The 21193-nt window shown below is 57.2% G+C and carries 16 protein-coding genes; 2 read left to right on the forward strand and 14 right to left on the reverse strand.

Going from position 1 to position 21193, the window contains the following annotated elements:
- Positions 1-14: 14 nt before the first annotated feature.
- From E0E37_RS17130 to E0E37_RS17145, 4 genes are all read right to left on the reverse strand, one after another.
- Positions 15-1655: a PucR family transcriptional regulator gene (locus E0E37_RS17130; RefSeq protein ID WP_130864192.1), complete on the reverse strand. Its 1641-nt coding sequence runs from the start codon at positions 1653-1655 to the stop codon at positions 15-17.
- Positions 1656-1817: 162 nt separating this feature from the next.
- On the reverse strand, positions 1818-2015 hold the full coding sequence (locus tag E0E37_RS17135) for a hypothetical protein (RefSeq protein WP_130864193.1): 198 nt from the start codon (positions 2013-2015) through the stop codon (positions 1818-1820).
- A gap of 20 nt (positions 2016-2035) precedes the next feature.
- Positions 2036-3850: a hypothetical protein gene (locus E0E37_RS17140; RefSeq protein ID WP_130864194.1), complete on the reverse strand. Its 1815-nt coding sequence runs from the start codon at positions 3848-3850 to the stop codon at positions 2036-2038.
- Positions 3834-5945, reverse strand: coding sequence for a leucine-rich repeat domain-containing protein (locus tag E0E37_RS17145; RefSeq protein ID WP_130864195.1), 2112 nt, complete (start codon positions 5943-5945; stop codon positions 3834-3836). Before E0E37_RS17145 ends, E0E37_RS17140 begins: the two co-directional genes overlap by 17 nt.
- 378 nt (positions 5946-6323) lie before the next feature.
- Between E0E37_RS17145 and gpmI the strand changes: the two genes are divergently transcribed.
- The gene (gpmI, locus tag E0E37_RS17150; RefSeq protein WP_165445429.1) at positions 6324-7859 is read left to right on the forward strand and encodes a 2,3-bisphosphoglycerate-independent phosphoglycerate mutase; all 1536 of its coding nucleotides are present in this window, start codon (positions 6324-6326) and stop codon (positions 7857-7859) included.
- 2 nt (positions 7860-7861) lie between these two features.
- Here gpmI and E0E37_RS17155 read toward each other — a convergent pair whose 3' ends face one another.
- The 7 genes from E0E37_RS17155 to E0E37_RS17190 form a co-directional block, all read right to left on the reverse strand.
- Entirely contained in the window at positions 7862-9130 is a 1269-nt protein-coding gene (locus tag E0E37_RS17155) for a coproporphyrinogen-III oxidase family protein (protein ID WP_130864197.1), read from the reverse strand.
- Positions 9131-9143: 13 nt separating this feature from the next.
- Positions 9144-10046, reverse strand: coding sequence for a radical SAM protein (locus E0E37_RS17160; protein ID WP_130864198.1), 903 nt, complete (start codon positions 10044-10046; stop codon positions 9144-9146).
- A gap of 386 nt (positions 10047-10432) precedes the next feature.
- Positions 10433-11422 carry a hypothetical protein gene (locus E0E37_RS18950; protein WP_246019772.1) on the reverse strand — a complete coding sequence of 330 codons (990 nt, stop codon included), beginning with the start codon at positions 11420-11422 and terminating at the stop codon, positions 10433-10435.
- Positions 11419-11976 carry an RNA polymerase sigma factor gene (locus tag E0E37_RS17170; RefSeq protein ID WP_130864199.1) on the reverse strand — a complete coding sequence of 186 codons (558 nt, stop codon included), beginning with the start codon at positions 11974-11976 and terminating at the stop codon, positions 11419-11421. Before E0E37_RS17170 ends, E0E37_RS18950 begins: the two co-directional genes overlap by 4 nt.
- 367 nt (positions 11977-12343) lie before the next feature.
- Positions 12344-13126, reverse strand: coding sequence for an ATP-binding protein (locus E0E37_RS17180; RefSeq protein ID WP_130864200.1), 783 nt, complete (start codon positions 13124-13126; stop codon positions 12344-12346).
- 33 nt (positions 13127-13159) lie between these two features.
- A complete protein-coding gene (locus E0E37_RS17185) occupies positions 13160-13657 on the reverse strand; it encodes a pyridoxamine 5'-phosphate oxidase family protein (protein WP_130864201.1) in 498 nt (165 codons plus the stop codon).
- 332 nt (positions 13658-13989) lie between these two features.
- The gene (locus E0E37_RS17190) at positions 13990-16008 is read right to left on the reverse strand and encodes a WG repeat-containing protein (protein ID WP_130864202.1); all 2019 of its coding nucleotides are present in this window, start codon (positions 16006-16008) and stop codon (positions 13990-13992) included.
- A gap of 382 nt (positions 16009-16390) precedes the next feature.
- On the opposite strand from E0E37_RS17190, the gene E0E37_RS17195 reads away from it, so the two are divergent.
- Positions 16391-17104 carry a YczE/YyaS/YitT family protein gene (locus E0E37_RS17195; RefSeq protein ID WP_130864203.1) on the forward strand — a complete coding sequence of 238 codons (714 nt, stop codon included), beginning with the start codon at positions 16391-16393 and terminating at the stop codon, positions 17102-17104.
- Positions 17105-17212: 108 nt separating this feature from the next.
- On the opposite strand, the gene E0E37_RS17200 is transcribed toward E0E37_RS17195, so the two are convergent.
- The 3 genes from E0E37_RS17200 to E0E37_RS17210 all read right to left on the reverse strand — a co-directional run bounded on the left by E0E37_RS17200 (position 17213) and on the right by E0E37_RS17210 (position 21190).
- Positions 17213-17827, reverse strand: a complete 615-nt coding sequence (locus tag E0E37_RS17200; RefSeq protein ID WP_130864204.1) for a cob(I)yrinic acid a,c-diamide adenosyltransferase — start codon at positions 17825-17827, stop codon at positions 17213-17215.
- A 139-nt stretch (positions 17828-17966) separates the two neighbouring features.
- A complete protein-coding gene (locus E0E37_RS17205; protein ID WP_130864205.1) occupies positions 17967-19733 on the reverse strand; it encodes an NAD(P)/FAD-dependent oxidoreductase in 1767 nt (588 codons plus the stop codon).
- An 89-nt stretch (positions 19734-19822) separates the two neighbouring features.
- A complete protein-coding gene (locus E0E37_RS17210; RefSeq protein WP_246019794.1) occupies positions 19823-21190 on the reverse strand; it encodes a BaiN/RdsA family NAD(P)/FAD-dependent oxidoreductase in 1368 nt (455 codons plus the stop codon).
- Positions 21191-21193 lie beyond the last annotated feature (3 nt).

The raw sequence follows: 21193 nt of genomic DNA on the forward strand, positions 1-21193 counted from the left end.
TCGATATCCTGCCATTATCCGGGCAGCAGCCGGGACACCGCTGCAGCCTGGTACAGCTTCATGCCCTCCGGCATTTTATCCGGGCGATACCCCAGCAGCTCTGCGATCCGCTGCAGCCTGTATTTTACAGTGTTTTTGTGCACGAACAAAAGCTCCGCCGCCCTGGTCACGCTGGAGCCGCTGTCCAGAAGATAGACCGTCAGGGTCTCCCTCAGATCCAGCTCCTCGCTGGCGCTCTGCAGATTGTTCACAATCGAAAGACAATGGGCCAGCGCCTCTTCCCCCTCGTCGATCAGACGGCGGCATTCTCTGGCAAAGAGCAGCTCGCCGAGAACGTAGAGATTTTTCCGCGGAAACAGCCGGCGGGCGTCCTCCAGGAAGTCGTCGTGACAGAGATAGGCCTTGCGGACCTCTGCGGTATTTGACAGCCCGCCGCACCGGGTCAGGGTCAGGGTAGAATCCGATCCGAGAGCGGTCTCCAGCAGGCCGTTCATCAGCCGCTCCGTTTCCGCCAGCGTCCCCGGCGTATCCAGAAACAGGAGCAGCCTGTCCTTGTAGAGATCGGTGATCACCACGCCGGAGTGCTCCTTCAGAGCCGATCGGAATTCGTCGGCCCTGTCCTTCAGCAGCCTCGCCGAGTCAGGCCTGTCCCCGACCATGATCCACATCTCATGGATCGAGGCCACGTCGATGTGAAAGATCTCCGCCAGACGTCTCATCTTCATAGGCTCGTCCTGCAAAATTGCCTGCACCAGCTCGTGGACAGCCACCTCGCTGTGCTGCTCTCCCCAGATGCTCACCCCCAGGCGCACCACATCCACCGACTGCTTCAGCAGCTCCTCGCTCAGCGGCATTCCCTCCTTGATGAGCGCCAGTTCCATGTACGATCCGAAATCCGGGCGGAGGGCGCAGCGATACAGCCTCCCGCCGGGGACAAAGGGGCAGGGCTCCTCAAAATAGTCCTGCGGGCGGGTCCGCAGAGTCTCCCACTCACGGTCCGCCGCGGACTCCCCCGCCCTCCAGCCCGCCAATCCTTCCTTTATATTCTCTTCAATGCTTCTGGGCCACGCCACCAGGTTCAGCGTCCGCAGCTCCGAATCGCTGAGGATCACGGAGGCGGATATTCGGTCGCTGAGCATCTTCAGCACCGTGTTCACCGAGCGCTGATGCTGGGGCAGCCGCGAAACCCGTTCCAGGATCTCAGAGACGATAGCGTCGCTGCTGAGCCGGTCCCTATAGATCAGCCCTGTCACATCCGAAAGCACCTCCCCGTAACGCAGATCCCTTCGCCCCTCCGGCATGCAGATGAGAACGAAATCCAGCTCGTCGGCCAGATCGATCAGTCTCTGATCCACGCTTTCCAGATACACTCCCACGTAATAGAGGATCAGCCCCACCTCGCCGCCCTCCGCCAGCCGCCTCACATTGGCCGCCTGACAGTCCACGTTATCCAGAGTGTTCAGAAACCCTGTGATGACGATCTCGCTTCCGAAAAACTCATCCTGCGGAAACAGCTTATCCACCAAAAAATTGGGGTCCGTGGATTCCAAAACAGAAATGGAGGACACGATCTTTGACAGTCCTCCCCGGCCTCCCAGCACCCTCGCCTCCCGCAGCGACGGCAGCGCAAGCAAATCTGATACTGTGACACTCATGCGTTCACCCCCTTTCTTCTCCGGCGCCTCCGGCGCTCTGCCTCCGCGGTGAGCTGCTGCAATCACAGCCCGCGGGGCCGGGCCCCAAAGGCCCATTCTATTCGTACAACTAAAATCTGTTCACAGCGATCCTCAGCCCGCCTCTTATCTGATTACCCGAAGCTATTTGACGCCCCAGCGCCCGGCGATTTCCAGCAGTCTGTCCCTTTCGGCGTCTCTCACCTCCGCCAGCTCTGCCGCAGCCGGGCCCACGCCTCCGAAATACGCGGCTTCCAGCTGGCTGATCAGCCGCCTGCGCAGATCCTCTGTTTCCCTGTCTTCCCCGTCGTCCGGCAAAAGATCGTGATTTCTATATAGCATAGCTCTCTCCCTCCATTCGATTATGCGGAGCCGACGATGGAGAGGACTTTTTTCAGATAGCCGTTTTCCACAGAGGCGGGCAGCCTTTTGACCACCTCGCCCGGAGCCTTCCCCCGAGCCCCTTCCACGATGACGCTGTCGCCGATCTTTACGGCGAAAGGACAGCTGTATGTAAATTCTTTGCCATCCGTGAACCGCACTCGCACGCAGCACTCTTTCTGCTTGTGGTCGATCCCGGTCTGTTCCGTCAGCCTGGCTAAGGCGCTGTCGATCATCTCCTGAAGCCCGGCCGCTTTTCTGTCGATGGCCTCTCTCACTCTCTTTTCCAGCTCTTCCCTGGCGGCGCGATCTGCCTCCCTGGCCCGCGCCCAATCCAAATGGCCCTGGATCCGTTCGAGTATAGGGCCATACCTGGCGTCCTCCCCGCGGATCATGAAAAGATAGTCTGGAAGCTCCGCCCGCGCCCGCTCAAGGGCCTTTTCGCAGGACGGATAGGGCACTCGACAGGTATCGCAGGAAGAAAAAAAGCTGTCTGGAATTTTGCGTCTGAACGCGGCCTCGGGAAACTCCGCCAGCCTGGGCGGCTCCTGGACGGAAAGCCCCAGCCGGCCGGCCTGCTCCATCAGCTCAAAGAGCCTTGCGTCCACGTCCACAGAGAGCAGATCCAGGCTGCTGTCTCTGTACGCTCTGAGCCGCTCCTCCCACTGCCTCTCCCACTCTTCCACCGAGACGGCCCTCTGACAGGCCAGAAACATGCCGATACAGGCGTCGGGCGCGTAGACTCCCGTTTCGACCGCGGCCAGGAAGCTTTCCGCCGCGCCGCTGAAATCCCGCCGCGCCAACAGTTCCTCGCCCCTTTGAACATGCTCCGCCGCTTTCGTCCTATTGCGCAAAATATATGTAAATTCTCCGGGGACGGGCAGTTCCCGGCCGCCGCATTTCAGCCGCGCCGCCTCCTCTGCAATCCGAACCGCCTGATCGCCGGGAGCGGAACAGAAGGATTGCGAAAAACCATGCTCCCCGTTCTTGCCAAAGCATCCGTACACCAGAAGACCCTGGGCGCTTGCACACAGCTTTGCCAGAAGTCCCCGCGTCTCATCCTGAAATTCAGGTTCCTCCCGCTCCGCCAGCCGGCAGACGCAGTATGCGGCCAGATCGGACCCGCGGTCCATGGCGTAGTCCTCTATGATTTTCTCTCCATCTATGTCGAGCAGCGCCTCGATCCTCCTGCTGACGGCGAGCTCCCGAAGTTCGCCGCTGCTTTCCTGGTGGGCCTGTAAGACGATGTACAGAAAACGCGGGATGTCCTTCGGCGGATTGCAGGGGGCGTTACCTTCAAAGAAAAGCGCCAGCCGCAGATAGGGGTCGAGGCGGTCGTTCATATACGCCCAGCTCCCGCGGATCCGCCGGCCCCATCGCTCTTTTCGCGAGGCGTCGCCGCGATCGACTTTCACGGTTTTCGTCCATTTGGGCAGGACCGGGTTGTCATCGTCAAAATACGCTATACCCGGACCTGAATGATGATTGAGCCAACCGTCGTAATACCCTTCTTCGCTGTCTTCCCTGTACGCCATATCCAGCTCGGGCACTGCGGCGGCCATGATGTTCATGAGACTGCCCAGCTGCCCGACGTCCACTGCCTCCTCTGATTCAAAAGCGATCCCGGTAGTCTGGTCGGGGGAAAGCATATCGTAGTCGCCGGGAAGCCCTGCATATGCAGTCAGCATATCAGAAAACAGTTCCTCGCCTTCAATGGCCAGCTCCACCATCGTATCGATCAATTGATCGACGAGGATTTTCTTTCCGCATATGACCGCCTCAAATCGTCCCTTCATCGTTTTCTCCTCTTGAAATCACTTCGAAAACCTCGTAGTCCACGCCGCCGTCGTTCACCTCCGTGACATCTTCGAATTGATCGCTTACGATGGCGGCCACGGGACCGCTGTACCTCTTCTTTCTGCGCCTGCTCCCAAAGGAAACCACGTCGCCCACGGATACCTCGAAGGGACAGTTCACCCAATACGGGACCACGTCCTTCTTTACGATCACACAGCCGTTTTGCACCGCGCCGCACCGTTCCCGCAGCGACGGATTTTCGCAGATCAGATTTACCGCATCTGCGCCTGGAGTGGTGTTAAAGGCGTTTGTCGCAAGAAATTCGACGGTTCCTGGCACTGTGACTTCCCTGAGCGCAGTGGCTCCCCCAAACGCACAGCACCCGATGCGTTTGAGCCCGGCGTTCAGAATGACTCTGGAAAGCTTGTCGCAGCGCACAAAGGCGTAGGGACCGATTTCCTCCAGCGTGTCAGGCAGTTCCAGAGAAACGATGGGCGCGCCCTGAAATACGCCTCTGCCGATCTTTGTCACACCCTCGGGTATCACGATTTTCCGCTTCTTACCCGTGTATTTCAGAAGGACGCCGCCGCTGACCACAAAGCCGTCGAGCTCGCCGTCCCGCAGCAGCTGAACGACCGGCGCAGCGTCAGCCTCCGCGCTGCCCCGCAGAACCTTTACCGACGATGGAAAAGCGCTGACCGCGATCTCCGCTTCGAGAGGAACGACAATGCTTTTCAGGGCGCTGCATCCCTTGAACGCGTCCGCTCCAATTGTCCGGAGACTGGCGGGAAGCGAAACTTGCTTCAGCTTCCGGCAGTCGGCGAAGGCAGACTCGCCGATGAATGTCACACCCTCAGGTATTACAAGCTGGCGAAGTCCCTTGCACCCCTCAAAAGCACTTTGGGAGATCTCCAGCAGCCCCTCCGGCAGCGTGACTGCCTGCAGCGTCTCACATTCCTCGAAGGTGCAGGGAGAGATGGCCGTCACGCCCTGTGGGATCACGATCTCGCGCAGCAGCCAGCAGCCCCGGAAGGCCGCAGGACCGATCTCCCTGACCCGGCGGCCCAGGGAGACGTATTCCAGCGTGGCGCAGTAGTTAAAAGCCTGCGCCTCGATCCTCCCAGCGTCGACCTCAATTTCCTGCAGCGATTTGCAGCCCCCGAATGCTTCCTGACAAAGGACTTCCACGCTGCCCGGTATGGAGACGGCCTCCACCCGGGATTCCGCAAACGCCCGCGGCCCAATGCTCACGACGCCCTCCGGAATGTCAAATTCACCGTTTTCCCTGCCCGATGGATACCGGAGCAGGACTGTCCCCGATTCATCGTACATCACGCCGTCCACCACAGTGAAGGCGGCGTTTTCCGGAGAAACCTCAATCTGTTCGATGGCCGGACAGAGTACAAAGGCATACGGATCTATTTTCGCGCAGGCCGCCGGTATACGGATGGTCTTCAGCGCTTCACAGTCCGAAAACGCGTTGCCGGGGATTTCCAGGACGCCGCCCAGATCGGCGCTCTCAAGAGCCCTGCAGGAACGAAACGCGCTGTGCCCTATAGAAACAACAGACGGGGGCAAGGTCATCGCCTTCAGCTTTTTATTGTTCATGAAAGCACACTCCCCGATCTCCAGCAGTCCATCGGGCAGAGAAATCGTCTCAAGCATGCTGTAAGTGCAGGAAAACGCCCAGGCTCCAATGCGCCTTGTTCCCTCCGGCACATCGTATTTCACCAGGCCCTTCGCTTCTCCCCCGGGAAATAAAACCAGCTCCATAGCGTCCGCAAGGAAGAGCGCCCGGTCGATTACCGCGTACGTTTCATTTCCCTCCTCGACGACGATTTCCTCCAGGTGATTGAGCGTGTGAAAAGCGTCGCCCCTCAGTTCCCCGCAAAAGTCCGCCGCCAGGCGTACGCGCACAATGTCCCGCAAGGCCATGGATTCTACCGTTTCCACACCCCCGGTGAGCGTGATCTCCTTTACTTCAAACGGCAGACTGCCGGCTGCGACCGCCCTGACCTCCTCTGGAACAACGATACTGGCTTCCTTTCCGGTGTATTTTGCCAACACTCCGTCTTTGATAATAAACTCCTTCATAATGACACATCCTTTTCCACATTCACTGCAGCGCGTAATTCGGATTCAATTGGGGCCCACGCCTGACGCACAGGCATCTATGATAAATTATACCACCTCCTCCGGCCGACATAAAGGCGCTTGGCCAAAAAGAGACGGGCCGTTCTGCGAAGACTCTGCGCAGCAATGGAGCGAACTGCCGATACTGCCATATCGTCCGTCAAAAGCTCCACCGCTTCTTTCTGCAGCTGAATGACTCATCCGGCAGCGCCTGGGCCGGCGCCGCCGCTAAAAAATCTGGAAAAAATTTTTAACTGTGATATACTGATTTTATCGGACTTTAATCTATTTTCTCAGGGATTTGAACCAGAATAGTTCCTATATAAATGGAGGATTATCATGAAGAAAACGACGATGTTGATGATATTGGACGGCTTCGGTCAGGCGCCCGCAGGCCCGGGAAATGCGGTGGCACAGGCGCGCAAGCCAAATCTGGACGCGCTTTTTGCCAGGTGCCCTCACACAGTGATCGGCGCCAGCGGCCTGTCCGTCGGTCTGCCGGACGGTCAGATGGGCAACTCCGAGGTGGGTCATCTGAATATAGGAGCAGGCCGTATTGTCTATCAGGAGCTGACGAAGATCACAAAAGCGATACAGGACGGCGGTTTCTATGAAAACAAGGCGCTGAATCAGGCCATGGACCACGCGGCGGACCGCGGCTCTTCCCTTCATCTCATGGGGCTTCTCTCCGACGGCGGCGTCCACAGCCACATCTCTCACCTGTTCGCTCTGCTGGAGCTGGCAAAGAAGAAAAACCTGAAGCGCGTGTACGTCCACGCCCTGCTGGACGGCCGCGACGTGCCGCCCCGCTGCGCGCAGCAGTATTTTGACCAGCTGGAGACCCGCATGGCGGAGACGGGCCTGGGGCAGATCGCCACCATCGCCGGCCGCTATTACACCATGGACCGGGACAGCCGCTGGGAACGCGAGCAGCTGTCCTACGACGCCATGACTCTGGGCGAAGGCTTTCATGCCTCTTCCGCCTCCGAAGCGCTGGCGGAAGCCTATGAGCGCGGCGAAAACGATGAGTTTGTAAAACCCACCGTCATCACCGGATCCGACGGCAGGCCGCTGGCCACGGTGGACGACGGCGACTCCCTCATCTTTTTCAATTTCCGTCCCGACCGGGCCCGCCAGATCACCCGCGCCTTCGTGGACGATACGTTCACAGGGTTTGAACGAAAAAAAAGGCCCGCAGACCTCTGCTATGTGTGCATGACGCAGTATGACGCGGAGATGCCGGCGGTGCTGGTGGCTTTCCCGCCTCAGTCCCTGAAAAACACGCTGGGCGAATATCTCTCCTCCCTGGCTATGACGCAGCTGCGCATCGCCGAGACGGAAAAATACGCTCATGTCACGTTCTTCTTCAACGGGGGCGTGGAAGCTCCCAATAACGGCGAAGACCGGATCCTGGTCCCCTCTCCGAAGGTGGCGACATACGACCTTCAGCCGGAGATGAGCGCCTGCGAGGTGACGGACCGCGTGATCGAACAGATCGACAAACACGCTTACGACGTCATCATTCTGAACTTCGCCAACTGCGACATGGTCGGCCACACCGGCGTCATGGACGCCGCAATAAAAGCTGTGGAGACCGTGGACAGCTGCGTGGGACGGATCGTCTCCGCGCTGAACAACTGCGGCGGACAGCTGATCCTCACCGCGGATCACGGCAACGCGGACTGCATGCTGGATGAGAACGGCAGCGTGGTCACGGCCCACTCGCTGAACCCCGTGCCCCTTCTGGTCATGACCGATCACACTGTGACTCTGGCGGAAGGCGGCGTTCTGGCCGATCTTTCCCCCACGCTGCTGGACCTGATGGGACTGCCGAAGCCCCTGGAAATGACCGGAAAAAGCCTTCTTGTGCGCTGAGACTACATCCTCAGTTCTTTCGGAAAGGGCTCCCGTCCCAGCACGTTCCACATGCGGTCGATATAAGACAGCGTGTAATACTGTTCGATAAAGTGATAATAGTAAGCGCCCCGGCCGGTCATGCGGTAAACGTGACCCGGCCGGTCTTTTTTCGGCTCCTTTTTCGCCAGACCCAGCAAACGGCAGAGGATCAGCTCCCAGCCGAAGCAGTCCTCCAGACGGCGCGCAAACAGCCGCTGAAAATTGTCCGGGTCCACTTCCGTGGTGTACGCCTCCCAGAAAAGATGGTATATCATTCGCTGCCGTCCGGTGAAGCGCAGCGTCAGCGCCGTGGGCAGATCTTCCGCTGCCGTGCGGGCGATGTAGCTTTCCAGATCAAAAGTATTGATCTTAAACTGATCGGATAGCAATGTGGCCGCTGAAGGGCCGAAGCCCAGGAACTGTTCTCTTGTCATGGACGAATACTTGGGCTTTCCCGGTTTTCCGAACGTCCAGACTGACGTCCTCACACAGCCAAGCTCCCGGCAGTAGTCCGTGATCTCCCGCAGCATCCGCTTCTTTTCCCGCTCAGGGACCGGGCGGTATTCGTTGTCGGCAAAAGTAAAATCGATAAACGGATAGGCGGCGATCTGGTCCGCTCCCAGCTCAAAAGCCGTGCGGATATCCTCTTTCAGCCTGTCGGCCGTCTGGCCGGGCAGCGCGAAGATCAGATCCATGGAAACGGACTCAAAGGGCACCTGACGGAGGGCTTTTGCGATAGCTTTTGCCGGAGGCTCCGTCCGGCCCAGACGTTCAAGGCTGTCCCTCTGAAAGGACTGTATCCCGATGCTGAGCATGGTCACACCGGCCGCCTTCAGCTTCTCAAGCGTTTCCACCGTCACATCCTCCGGGTGAAGCTCTGCGCCGATCTGGCCGCCTATATCAAACCACCTCTTCAATTCCCCTGTGATCAGGCCCAGTTCATCCGCCATCAGCGCCGGCGTCCCGCCTCCGAAATACAGACTGGTGACTTCCCTGCGGCCCTTTCCCATCTCTCCCACTCTGCGGATCTCCGCCAGCAGCGCTTCCAGATAGCGCCTGGATCTCTCCTTTTCATAGACGGTCTTGCAGTACGGGCAGAAACCGCAGATGCTCCTGCAGAACGGTATATGGACGTAAAGCCCCAGCCGTTCTGCATCCCCGTATTCCAAAACGGGATCGCCATCGCTTTCAAAGAGAAAGGGACGAAAGGACCTGGTCAGCATGGCCCGCAGCAGTGATGTCAGCTTCATTTATCCGCCCTCCTCATACGTATCTCAGATATGTGCGCAGCATATCCCCGATCACCCGCAGATTTCCTCCAAAGATCAGCGCGTATTCCGCCGCGAAGAAGTAACCGCACTGTGCGCACAGCCCGTCCACATGTACGCAGCGGCCGCAGACGGACAGCATCCCGTCTTCCATGACAACGCACTGCCTGCAGGGTGTGGAAAATTCATTGGATATAATGTAGGGAAACGCGCTCCTGAGGTTAAACACAGGGGTCCCCCGCAGCATTTCGCTCTCGATCTCCCCGCAGCACTCCTCCTTTTCCCCTGGGGACAGCGACAGTTCCTCCGTCCCGGGGTATGGTGTGTGAAAATTGAAGGAAACGGCTCTCACCTTTTTTTCCTCCCTGGCAGTTTTGCACACCGCGCCGATCTCTCTTTTATTGATCTGGTTCAACGCCATATAAAGGCAGATGTTGTCCGACGACGCGGCCCGGATATTTTTCAGGATCAGATCGTAAGTATCGCCCCGGACAGCGTTGTGGGCCTCCCTTCCGCCGTCCAGACTGAGAAGGATCAGATCCGCCTCCGGCAGGTCGATGGGAAAGGTTCCGTTGGTCACCACATTGACGATGAGGAAACCCATCTCCTTCGCCTCCCTTACCAGATCCCGCAGCCTTTTCTCCCCATCCTCCCACAGAAACGTCTCTCCGCCGCAGAAAAACAGGATGCGGACGCCCATCCCATAAAGCTTTTCCATCTCCGCCCGCAGCTTGCCGTATGGGTGCACCACCCCGGTGATGTTGTTCACCGCGCAGTGACGGCAGGTGAGATTGCACTTATCTGTCACGATAATGGTTCCCAGTATGGGGCTTTTCCTGTGAAACAGGATCGTGCTGATCCCAAAGGCTGAAAAATATAAAAACGACGACAGCTTCATATATCTTACCCCCCATTTGCTTATTTAGTGTATTTTAACACTTTTATTTTCTTTTGTCACCCGTTTTTCCAAAAACATCACCCTGACGATCCCGCCTTTGCCGCGGTCCGCCTTCAGCAAGTCCCCGCAATCGAGTAGGAGGGGATTTTAGATAAATCCCCGACCTATCACACCACCGTGCGGATCCGTTCGGTACACGGCGGTTCAATCAACTTAACAAGTAACACACCTTAGAAAATAAGTTAAGGAGGGAGTTCTATGCGGACGCACCAAACCATCCTCGGCTCCTTGCAATTTTAGTATAGGGATTTTGGGGTTGCTCCGCTATCGTTTTTCAATAGGTGGTCGATTTCGGGATACAGGTGGTGCTGCTCACCTATATCCGGCTAATTTTCAAGCGGCTTAAACGCAACGGTGATAACCGCTCCCTCTGTGTCGGTTGCCTGCGTCATCGAAAGCCCTGATCCATCATTTAGCACAGCGGAGTAAACAACGGTCTCCGAGCCGCCTCCGGCTGTTTCAACTTGAATTGAGATAGAGCCGGTAAAAGTCGCCTTATCTTCATCGTAGATGGTAAAGGAGATTTCGGCAGAACGATCATATTTATAATTTTCCTCTGCTTGGGGAGTCCAGTAAAGGGTACTGCCGCTGGGGAATGATAACTGCTTGCCCTCTGGATAAGCGGTGCCGTCGTGGTCTTGATAGCCTATGAGCGTGCCGGTATCACATTCTGCTTTAATGGTCGAATACGGCAAATCAAACTGAAAGGGAAATGCGGGGAGTTTAGAACTTAAAAGCGGCTCATATTCCCATACAACATTTGAGGCCGCGCTTGTATCCGGCGAAGTGTTATCGCTGATTGTCCATTCCCCGGTTTTCGTGTCCTGGGTCAAGTAGAAATACTGCTGCAGGTGGCCGTCGTCCATAAAGGTCTTTGTGTGGTCGTATTCCACATAATATTTCGCATATACGACAACAAAATGTTTTTCCAGATACTCATCCGTCCAGCCCCGCGCCTGGGCAAGTTCGCTGCCGGAATACATGGCCGCGACACGCTCCGTTTCATCTTCATCCACCTTGATTTCATCCACACGCACACTGAGCGTATATTCCTTCCCGGCCTGACCTTCAATCGCGCTTTGAACGGTCTGCACCGGGTCGGCAGACGGCTTTTGCAGCCACGGATCAAACCAGCCTAATTTGTAAGCGGCAAATCCGCAAAGGGCCAGCAGCGCGGCAATGACTGCGACAAGCGCCAGCGTCTGCTTCATGCTTCGGGCTTTTCTCGTTGTATTCATAAGACTCCTCTCTTTCGCCTCAATAATGTATTTATCATCGACCATTTCCAATGCGTCAAGAATGTGATTTGCGTTCATGCTACCCCCTCCTTTTTTAGATATGAAAGCAGCTTTGCTCTTGTTCTGTGGAGCATGGATTTTACCTTACTGGTGCTGAAACAAAAGTCCATACTGATTTGTTCAATACTGTCCAAATACCAGTAGCGGCAGAGAAAAACTTGTCTTTCTGTGGTAGGCAGTTCTGCGATAAAGCGGTTGAGCGTTTTTGCCAATTCTTTCGCAAGAATTTCATCCTCCACCATGACGTTTGAGGGCACACATTCTGAAAGCTCGTCAAGAGCAAGGGACACTTCGCCACCGCCACGTTTATCCCGATGACTATCCCGCCATTTTTTCAGCGATATGCGCCGCGTGATTTTACCAAGAAAAGTTCGCAGAATAGATGGACGGTGGGGCGGCATGGCGTTCCACGCACCGAGGTAAGTATTATTTACGCTCTCGTCCGCATCCTCTTTATCACAGAGGATGTTATAGGCTATGGTATAGCAGTATTTCCCATACTTTGACGATGTTTCTATTATCGCGCTCTCGTTGCGTGTCCAATATAACTCGATAATTCGACTGTCATCCATTCTGCCACCTCCTATGGTCTTTGTTAGGGCCCTTCACCTATCTACTTCCCGTTTTTTGCCTTTGGTTGCTTCAAAGTGATATGTTGTTATTTTATTTTAATTCTAAGCATTACACAAGAATAATACCTGGCTCAGTTGGTGGATCGCTTCTCTCGGAGCCTAGCCTTATATGTGATTTCTGTCCGTCAGACCAGAGATTTGCTTACAGTTTCCTTCAGATTTCACCTCACGGTGAATACCCTTGCTGTTCGACTATACACTTCCCACTACTTGGGCGTGTTCGGGACTTTCACCTGTTAGAGCGCGCCCATGGCGCGCAAACTAAAAAAACGATTTTCACCGCCTCTGTGTGAAAATCGTTTTTCCTTTAGTTCTCGTCGATGATCCGGCCGTCGGTGGAAATGGTGACCACATGCCAGGGAATCACTTTTCCACTGGCTTCCAACGCGCGTTTTACCGCGTTCTCGATCCCTCCGCAGCAGGGCACTTCCATGCGCGCCACCGTCACGCTGCGAATATGATTATTCTTCAGTATCTCCGTCAGCTTTTCCGCGTAGTCCCCTTCATCCAGCTTGGGACAGCCGATCAGCGCGATCCGTCCTCTGATCAGATCCCTGTGGAAATTTCCGTAGGCGTAAGCGGTGCAGTCCGCGGCGATCAGCAGCTTTGCCCCATTGAAATACGGGGCGTTGACCGGGGCCAGTCTGATCTGCACCGGCCACTGAGAAAGCTGCGATCCCGCCGCTGCCATTTCTCCGCCTGGGCTTGTCCGCTCCGCCGTCTCCGTTCCTTCCCGCGCTTCTTCCGGACTGTCCTCCCTGTGAATGGCCCTGGCCATGGTCCCGGGGCAGCCACAGGGCAGCGGCTCTCGCTCCCCCTCTCCCTGGGACGGCTCCGCCCCCTCCTTCTCCCGGGCGGCTTTCGCCGCCATGACAGCCTGATGATCGTAAGCCGGCGCCTCCCGCTCTTCAAACGTGATGGCTCCCGCAGGACAGGCGGGCAGACAGTCTCCCAGTCCGTCGCAGTAATCCTCCCGCATGAGCTTCGCTTTGCCCTTCACCATACCGATGGCCCCTTCGTGACACGCTGCCGCGCACGCTCCGCAGCCGTTGCACTTCTCTTCGTCTATCCTGATGATTTTTCTTTTCATATTCTCTCCCCTTTTCCCGGCGGATCCGCCGCGCTATTCCATTCTTCCAAACTTCATCTCCACGCCGTCTTTATCGAACTTCTTTCGTTTCCCCGTAACGGTATCCATGTGGATCTTCCAGACGCCGGTCCTGTGCAGACTGGCCCGCACCGCCTCGTCGAACCTGTGCATATTGGTCGGAACGTGACGCAGGCACAGCAGCCGCAGCGCCTCGATCTTCTCGGCCTCCTCCGTCACCTCCTCCGCCGTGCCAAATACCACTGCGGATTCAAATTCTGTGGTGAACTGATCTTTCGCGATTTTCGTGCCGCCTGCCGCGGTCAGACACACGTTTCCGTTTCCCCGCAGATTGTTGACTTTTTGTCCCTCTAAAGCGGAATGAATATAGATCACCTCGTCCCTGCGGACGATAGTGACCGGTATGCAGTAGGGGCGCCCCTCTCCGTCTGAAGTGGCCAGCACCGCATATTCACAGCGATCCAACACCCCAAGAGCAAAATCCCGGTCCATCTCTCTGTCTTTTCTTCTCATGATCTCCCTCGTTTTTTATTCTTCAGTTTCGATTCTTCCATCATGGACGGCGCGCTTTCTCTCATCTTTCGAATGTATCATAACCTTTGCCGTCAAAAAAGTCTGTTGTTATTCCAACAAAATAAAATATTTTACACCAGCTTGGCTTCGGATCGGCAGTCGGCTGGATCCAGAAAAATGTCCTCTGGCCCCGTATCCTTACCCGGACGTATCAAAAAACAAAGGGCGGCCTGAGAACATCTCAAGCCGCCGCAGTTCCTACGCTGAACAGAAGACCGCCGCCGGAGAGCGGCAGAAGGAAACGCGGTCTGACCCATTCCGCCCCGCTCTGATCACAGCGTTTCTTCGTCCGTCAGATCTGTGGAGATCATCACGCCGTTTTTCCCGGCGTCCCACTCTACCGACCGGCCAAAAGCCTCAGCCGCAAATTTAATGGGGACAAAGGTCCGGCCGTTTCGCGTGACGACAGGCACATCCAGAACTGTTTCGTCTGCCGTACCCTGTTCCTCATCGTGGACCACGACCTTTTTTTCTCCGATCTTCATCTCGATGGTCCTGTTGACCCCGATCATGTATACCGCGTCCTTTTCCTCATCCCAGTAAGTCCAGGCCCCGATGGCCGGCGCCAGCTCCGCGGCCGCCGCCATGGCCACGCCGTCCTGCGTATAGGCGGGCTCTTCCGTATAGAGCCAGCCGTTGTTCACGTAAATATTGATCTCCCGCTGGCGGCAATAAGGGTGCTCCACCCCCATCTTCTTCCCCTGGTATGTGACGATGGAAATTCCCTCAGAGAAATCGGAAGCGTCCTCGTACACGCAGGGGACCGCCTCCCGACCTTCCTCATCCGTAAAGCCGTACAGACCTTCCCTGGAGACCAGGCTCAGACCTTCGGCGAATTCGTCCATCGAATCATAGATCCGCTGGATCATCTCCTGTCCCTGTCCGTCCAGATAGGTGTAACGGCCGTTGATGGAAGCTCCCCACAGCCCATTCTTCGGAGTCTGCATGATGTCGTCATAGATCGCAGGCGCGATCTGGGTCCCCTGACCGTCGATCAATCCCATGCGCCCGTTTTTTAAGACCGTAAACATGCCGTGACCGCCGTCGTCGATAAAATCATAGACGGGGCCTGTCAATTCCCTGCCCTCCCGATCCATGAGTCCCATCCTCTTGTTTTTTACGTAACCGTACCGCAGTCCATCCTCTTCCCCCCAGGACCAGATGGCGACGATGCCCTCATAGCTTTTTCCTTCCAGAGCCGGAAGCTTCTCCCCCTCAGGCCCGAACATGGTGTAGCCGCCTTCCCCGTGCGCGATCCAGTTCTGCCCGTCGCCCACACATTCCAGCTCATCGTAGAGAAACGGGATCACGGTCTGGCCCCGGCTGTTGACGCCGCCCATCTTATCTCCCTTCCACAGAGGAAGCACTTCATTATCAAAAAACAGATCATAGGACACATAGCTGCGGATCATCCACTCGTTATACTGTTCCAGCTCCGCCTGCTTTGCGTCGTCGCAGGACCATCCTTCCGCTACGATATGCGACGTATCGTACTGGAAGGGAATGATCGCTTCTCCCTCTGCATTGAGCGCTCCTATCTTTCCATCTTTGTAGGCCGGCGCCATTCCGCAGTCGTCGAACGTACCTATGGCGTCGTATTCCAGAGGGATCAGGATGGCCCCGGCAGTCGAGATCAGTCCCCACTTACCATCTTTTGACGCCTCATAGCCCAGATCCTCCGATGAAAACAATCCGTCGTACTCAAAGGGGATCACCGTCTTTCCCGTTTTCAGCTCTACAGCGCCATAGCGGTCTCCTATCAGCGCCACCACCGTGCCGCTGCTCACGCTGTAATAGCGAATGTCGTCATAGATCATTCCGGTGATCTCCTTCCCCTGGGCATCGGTCAGACCGTACTTGTCGTTCCCGCAGACTACGTTGATCCCCTTCAGTGTAATGACCGTATAGGGTTCGTCATCCCCGGACTCTTCGTCCGCTTCCGTCCATTCATTTCCTGAAAGGTCGTAGTACGTATACTCCCAGCCCTCAGGGCCGCCGAGCCTGGTCGCTATGATGAAGCCGTCATAGCCAGTCACCGTCACGTCATCATAAATACAGGGAACGATCTCCCTGCCCGTGCGGTCCACAACGCCGGCTTTCCAGTCCCATCCATCCTTCCCCGACTTGTACACCACCGCAACGCCGTTCTCAAAGGGCTCTACCGCATCATACCCGTCTCTCAGCTCAAACAGCTTAGGCAGCGGTCCGCTGTCCTCCGCCGCAAAAGCCTGAAAAGGAAGCATCGCGGCCACACAGACCGCTGCCGCCAACATTCTCATGCCTTTTCTCATATTCTTCCTCCTCCTTCACAGCACATCCGATCCCATCTTTGCCCATGCCCTCTTCTAATTTATGAAATATTCAGAAATATCTATCCATACGATAACACACTTTTACAGTCAGGCAAAGAGGAACCGCGGTTTTTTTCAGAAAAAATGCCGGCGCTTCCATTTCCGGATCTCCGGCCCCGGCCGGGCAGAGCCCCCTGCCCCCTTCGGAGGAACATTAACCCCCCTCCACCGGCGCCGCGCATATACCAATGGCCAGCTTCGTTGACACAAAAGCGCGGCCGAACTATAATAATAATGATGATCACCGCAGAATCTCATACTGGGCGCAGTCTCACGCTATGGGAAAAAGCGGAAATAGAAATGAGTATAGGATAATAGGATAATGATAAAGAATAAAAATCTATGGCGCCGTATTCTGATCTACATGACCGGACTTGTGGTGCTTGCCCTGGGCATCACGCTGAACACAAAGACGGATCTGGGCGTATCCCCCATCATCTCCGTTCCTTTCAGCATCTCCGCCGTCGCAGAAAAAAATCTCAGCGCGCTGATCTTCCTGTTCTACTGCTTCTGCGTCCTTCTCGAATGGATGTTGGACAGAAAAGGATTTCGGCCTGCCGATCTTCTGCAGATCCCCATGAGTTTTCTCACCAGCATTTTCATCGGTCTCTTCGACACGTATCTGCCGGCGGCGCCGGACAGCCTGCCCATCCGCTTTCTTCTTCTGGGAACAGCGGTGGCTCTCACAGGTCTGGGCGCCTCGCTGACGGTGATGATGCGCCTGGTTCCCAACCCGGCGGACGCCCTCGCCCGCGTGGTCGGATTAAAGGCCGGCAAAAATTTCGGCTTCGGAAAAAATCTCCTGGACCTGTGCTGCGCGGCCGCAGCCATCCTCATCGGCGCCCTCTTTGCCGGAAGCCTTCCGGGCATCGGAGCGGGAACCGTGATCGCCGTCGTATTCACAGGCAGAGCCATCGCCGTCACAGACAGACTGTTCGGAAAGAAGCTGCAGACCGCGGCGGGACTGGAGACGCAGGAAGGATCAGAGTCTTCTAAAAAATCCGCCGCAGACACCGTCGCGGAAACAGAATGCTGATCCCTCACGGCCGCGGCAGTTCTAGTCTTCCGTCCAGATCCTGAACCAGCCAGTCAGATCCTGAGGCCTCCTGTCACATCCCGACGCCTCCCTGCCGGAAGGCGCGATTCAGTTTTCGATGCCTGTTCTGGCCTCCACGCCTTTCGTGTAGTAATGTTTGATCTCTTTCATCTCCGTGACCAGATCCGCTCTGTCCAGGATCTCCTGCGGCGCGTAGCGCCCTGTCAGGATCACCTCCGTCTTTTCCGGCTTCTGATCCAGCACGGCCAGCACATCCTCCACCTCCAGCAGATGGAAAAACAGCGCCGTATTGATCTCGTCAAAGACGACCATGTCGTATTCGCCGCCGGTGAGCGCTTCTTTTACGCGCTCCAGTCCTCTTCTGGCTCCTTCGAAGTCTTCCGGCGCCGGATCCTTTCCCACGAAGCAGGCGTTTCCGTACTGTTCCATGATCAGGCCCGGGAAATACTCCGCAGCCCTGAGTTCACTGTAAAACTGACCTTTCATGAACTGGCCGAAAAACACTCTGTTGCCCGCGCACAGACAGCGGAGCGTCACGCCCAGAGCCGCCGTGGTCTTTCCTTTGCCATTGCCCGTATACACCTGGATATAACCCTTTTCTATCGACATCTTTCTGCTCTCCTTTCTTTCCGCCGGACTCGTTCCATTCCTCCAAAGCCTTTTACCGCCGGAGTCTTTTCGCTGCCCGGGACCTTTTCCCATGTCCTCCGCTCCCCGGCGGCGCCTTCATGAACAGACGAAACCCAATGTATGGACGACTGAGACACAGGCGGCCGGGCCGCCAGTCTTCCCGGCTGCCAAAACGGCGGTCAGCCCAGCCTGCAAAATAATTGACTGCACATCAATAATCCGGTCTGTATTTCCTTGCGATGGCTTCAGCCAGCCGGATCCCGTCCACCGCAGCCGAGGTGATGCCTCCCGCGTAGCCTGCCCCTTCGCCGCCCGGATAGAGCCCGTCCACATTGCAGGTGAACCCGTCGCCCCGTGGGATCCTCACAGGAGAAGAACTTCTCGTCTCCACGCCGGTGAGCACCGCGTCCGGCCGGTCAAAGCCTGCCAGCTTCTTTCCCAGCGCAGGCAGCGCTTCCCGCATGGCCTCAGCCGCAAACCCCGGCAGACAGCGGTCGAGAGAGGTCCAGGCCACCCCGGGCTCATAGGAGGGACGCGTTTCCCCTTCCCCTTCATCCTGCGGCTCTGCGGCTAGAAAATCTCCCACCCGCTGCGCCGGCGCCCGGTAGGTGCCGCCGCCGGCCTCAAAGGCCAGCCGCTCGTATTTTTCCTGAAAAGCGATGCCGGCCAGAGGATGGGCGCTTTCAAAATCCTCGGTCCTCACATCCACCAGCAGAGCGCTGTTGGCATTTTCCAGCCCCCGGTCCCGATAGCTCATGCCGTTGGTGACCACGCCGCCCGGGCAGGAAGCGGAGGCGATGACCCGCCCTCCGGGACACATGCAGAAGGTGTAGACCCCTCTCCCGTCTTTACATCGGTGCGACAGCTTGTAATCTGCCGCGCCAAGTCCCAGATCTTCCCACTCTTTCCCATACTGAGCCTCGTTGATCATACTCTGGGGATGCTCGATGCGGGCGCCGATGGAAAACGGTTTCTGCTCCATGACGATACCCTGATCGTACAGCACGCGGAAGGTATCCCTGGCGCTGTGGCCGAGGGCCAGCACCGCCGTCTGGGTCTCCAGCACCGCCGTCCCGTCCCCGGCCGCAGCCCCCTGGGTCTCCGGCAGGCCGGCAGAATATTTCCCGCTGATCTCCAGCCCGCAGAGCGACCTGGCTCTCTCTCCGCCCTCGAAGACGTCCGCCCCGGATCCGCCCTCCCTGAAGCGGAGTCCCGTCACCCGGGTCTCAAAGTTCACGGTTCCTCCCAGACGCTGGATCTCACAGCGTATCTCCTTCACTACGTCCCGCAGGACATCGGTGCCCACGTGGGGCTTCTGTCTGTACAGCAGATCTTCTCCGCCTCCGGCTCTCACCAGCTCCTCCAGCACTTTTCTGATACGGCTGTCCTTGATCTGGGTTGTCAGCTTCCCGTCGGAAAACGAGCCGGCTCCGCCCTCTCCGAACTGTACGTTGGATTCCGGATCCAGCACGCCGTCCCGCCAGAATCGCTCCACGTCCTCCGTCCGTTCTCCGATGGCCTTTCCCCGCTCTGCCACCACAGGACGGTAACCCATCTGGGCCAGCAGCAGGGCCGCGAACATGCCGCAGGGCCCGAAGCCCACCACCACCGGCGGATGCTTCAGAGGGATCCTTGGATCCTGAGGGCTTCCCGGCTCAAAGCCGAATTCTTCTGTCACGAAATGATATGTCATATCCGGCGCGGGCCCGATCTTCAGCTTCCGTTTCCGGCCCTGACGCAGCACGGACTCCCGGCAGTCTTCCGCTGACCGGCATCCCTTTCCGTCCCGCAGCACCGGAAGAAAATCCACGGTGTAGACTTTTCTGATGCGCGGCTTTTCTCTGGCGTCCACAGATTCCTTGACCGGTCTCCACTCTTCGATCTCCAGTCCTCTGAGCCCCAGCTTTTTCTTGATATGCTCCGGTATGGCCGTCATCGGCTCCCCCGGCTCCAGTTTGATCTCGTGTATACGTATCATGGTTTCCCCTGTTCCTCTGTCTGTTTCAATTCTCCGTCGGATCTCTTCGTTGTATCCCTATGTCCGGTCTCTCCGGCCCGGTCCTCCGTCTAGTCCCGCCCAGCCGTTCCCGGCACCATTCCGGCGGCCTTTCCAGCGACCATCCCGGAGGCGAAAGCCCACTGCAGATTGTAGCCGCCGCAGGGCGCGTCCACATCGATCAATTCTCCCGCAAAATACAGCCCGGGGATCAGTTTAGACTCCAGTGTGCGCCTGTGGATCTCCGCGGTATCCACTCCGCCGGCCGTGACCTGGGCGTCTTTCCAGGACTTCGTCCCCGTGATCTTCACGTCGAAATTCTTCAACATGGCCGCCAGCGCCGCCAGATCTTCCTCCCGAAGTTCCGCGGTTTTTCTGCCGGCAGGAATTCCCAGCTTCTGCATAAAAACAGCGGCCAGCTTTTCGTGCAGCACTCCGCTGAGAAAAGCCCGCGCCTCCCGCTGACCCAGATACTCCTGCCTCAGCCTGAGGATGGCCAGTACCGTTTCCTCCGGATACTCTTCCATAAAGTCGATGCCGACGTGATAACGCTCCGGCGCGCTGACAGGATTTCCACTGTAGCGCACATAGCGGCTCAGATTAAATATGCAGATCCCCGACAGCGTATCTTCTGTAAACTGTATTTCTCCCCTGTCGTCCCTGATCTTCTCCGATCCTTCAAAGAGCGCCGCTCTGGCCTTGACCCGAACGCCTTTCAGCGACGGGAGATCCGGATCGTCCGCTGTCAGCTGCACCAGCGCGGGGATGGGCTTGACCACCCCATGTCCCAGTTCCCGGGCCAGCGCGTAGCCGTCGCCCTCCGAACCGTACTGACAGCCAGCCTTGCCTCCCACCGCCAGAATGAGCCGTTCACAGGTCAGTTCGGATCCGTCTCTCAGCGTCAGGTGAAAACCGCCGCCAGGCAGGGCTTCCGCCCTTTTCAGCACGCTGCCGCAGCGGATCTCTACGCCCAGAGACGCCAGTTTGGAATACAGAGCCTGACAGATGGAAGAACCCTGACCAGAGTAGGGATAAACGCGGCCTTCATCCTCCTCCCTCGGCAGGATACCCATGCGAAAAAACGCCTCCATAACGCGCTTGGGCGGCGCCTGTACCATTACGCTGTCCGGGAAACCGGAAGTCTCCTTTTTCAGCAGAAAGGCGCCGGAGTAATCCCAGGACGTGCACTTTGCATTCGTAAAATTGCAGCGGCCGTTGCCTGTGGCAAGCAGTTTGCGGCCGGCCCTTTCATTCTTTTCCAGTATGCAGATGTCCTCCGGCCGGGCAAATCCGTACCCGCCCGCCGGCCCTTTATCCTGTCCTCTTTCGGCCGCATCCTGGCCCTGTTCTCCGTCCATCTCCGATAAACCGCCCGCCGCGGCTATGGCCGCCATCATCCCCGAGGCCCCGGCCCCGGCTATTACGATCTTCTTCCCCATTCC

This window comes from Bacilliculturomica massiliensis (assembly GCF_900605495.1).
GTDB lineage: Bacteria > Bacillota > Clostridia > Peptostreptococcales > Anaerovoracaceae > Bacilliculturomica > Bacilliculturomica massiliensis.